This is a genomic window from Mesorhizobium sp. M7A.F.Ca.CA.001.10.2.1, from assembly GCF_003998575.1.
Classification (GTDB): Bacteria; Pseudomonadota; Alphaproteobacteria; order Rhizobiales; family Rhizobiaceae; genus Mesorhizobium.
The window spans coordinates 1-1,662 of sequence record NZ_RZQY01000953.1 but is presented as its reverse complement, the minus strand read 5'-3'; the positions used below and the strand labels follow the sequence as shown (position 1 = coordinate 1,662).

General features: G+C 64.3%; 3 protein-coding genes. 1 reads left to right on the top strand and 2 read right to left on the bottom strand.

Annotated elements, in window-relative coordinates; translation table 11 throughout:
- Nucleotides 1–762 (top strand): LysR substrate-binding domain-containing protein (locus EN964_RS33865; RefSeq protein WP_127277393.1); only part of this gene is annotated, 762 nt, incomplete at its 5' end.
- Between the two features lie 18 nt (nt 763–780).
- Here EN964_RS33865 and EN964_RS33860 read toward each other — a convergent pair.
- Both EN964_RS33860 and EN964_RS33855 read right to left on the bottom strand, forming a co-directional pair.
- Nucleotides 781–1,041 carry a DUF3303 domain-containing protein gene (locus tag EN964_RS33860; RefSeq protein ID WP_236383112.1) on the bottom strand — a complete coding sequence of 87 codons (261 nt, stop codon included), beginning with the start codon at nt 1,039–1,041 and terminating at the stop codon, nt 781–783.
- 30 nt (nt 1,042–1,071) lie between these two features.
- Nucleotides 1,072–1,662 (bottom strand): RimK family alpha-L-glutamate ligase (locus EN964_RS33855; RefSeq protein ID WP_164776321.1); only part of this gene is annotated, 591 nt, incomplete at its 5' end.

The window sequence follows — 1,662 nt, the reverse complement described above, 5'->3', positions numbered from 1 at the left end:
CTGTTCCACCGCGTCAACCGGCGCGTCGTCCTCACCGAGGCCGGCGTCGAGATGCTGCCCAGGCTGACCATGGCCTTCCAGGAGATCGGCAGCGTCGCGCGCCAGCTGGGCGGCGATGCGTTCCGCCCGCGCCTTGTGGTGTCGGTGCCGCCATCCATGGCCATGGGTTGGCTTTCGCAGCGTCTCGCTGGTTTTGCCTCAAGCCATGGCGCCGTCGACATATCGCTCAGAGGCGACGACGACCCGGTGCCGTTCGACCGTGAACTGATCGACATCAGGCTCTCCTATGGGCCGCATTATCGCGAGCACCCGACCGAGGACATCGTCCAGGACGCAGTCTATCCCGTGTGTGCGCCCGGGCTGGCGGACACGATCAAACCCGAAGGCCTGGCCAGTCTGCCGCTTATCCACACGGGCTGGGGACCGACTGGTGCGTCCTTTCCGTCCTGGCACAACTGGTTCGAGGCGGCCGGCATCGAGCCCGGCCGGGCAGCGCAGCGCGGCCTCTCGGCCAACTCATCGCGTGCAGCGCTCGACCTTGCGATTTCGGGATTGGGCGTGGCGCTGGCGCAAGGAATCTACTGTGCCGAGGCGCTGGAAGACGGCCGGCTTGTCAGGCCCCTCGCCCAGGCACTGGAGCTGCGCCAGCCCTATTGCCTGACGATCCCCGAGCGCAGCGCCAGGCGCGACGTCGTGGCGGCGTTTCGCCAGTGGCTGATCGACGAATGCCGACGCGCAGTGGACTCGCCGGCACTGCGTTGACGTAGCGTGCGGCGATGATCAGAGGTGCCCGCTCAAGGCCTCAGCCATGTCCTTGTTTGTCGCCACAGGGATGATCTCGAACTCCACCAGATCCGCCCATTCGATGACCCAACGCTGCAGCAGCGTGACGTCATCGGTCTCCACCAGCAGGAAGCAGCGGCTCATGTCCGCCGCGATCCAGCTGTGGTGCACGAGAAGCTCGTCCGGTTTCAGGCGGCCGCGGTCGCGAAAGCGGCGATAGATCTCCTTGCGATCGCAGCCGGTGAAATCCTCGATCACGATAAACTGCATGTTCTACCCCCGATCAAATTACCGCCCCGGCCGGTCCAGCCGCTCCAGGAACCACTGCGTCAGCCGCACCCAGACCTCGTCCTTCTCGCCGGAATCCTCCCAGCCATGGTCGAGGTTGGGATTGTCGTTGACCTCGATGACGAAGACGCCGTCCTTGGTCTCCTTGAGGTCGACGCCGTAGAGCCCGTCGCCGATGCAGCGCGCCGCCTTTACAGCCGTCTCGACGACATGCGCCGGCGTCTCCTTCAGCGTGAAGGTCTTGATGCCGCCCTGGTCGGGCTTGCCGTTGGCCTTGTGGTTGACGATCTGCCAGTGCTTCTTGGCCATCAGATAATGCACGGCAAACAGCGGCTGGCCGCCGAGCACACCAACGCGCCAGTCATACTCGGTCGGAATGAATTTTTGCGCGATCAGAAGGTCGGAATCCTCCAGCCATTCGGTAGCAAGCGTCTTCAGTTCCTCGAAATTGGCGCATTTCTTGACGCCGCGCGAGAACGACGAATCCGGGATTTTCAGCACCAGCGGAAAGCCCAGCGTCTGCGCTGCCAGTTCGAGATCCGAGGTGCCGGCGATCATCACCGTCGGCGGCACCGGCACCTTGTTGTAGGC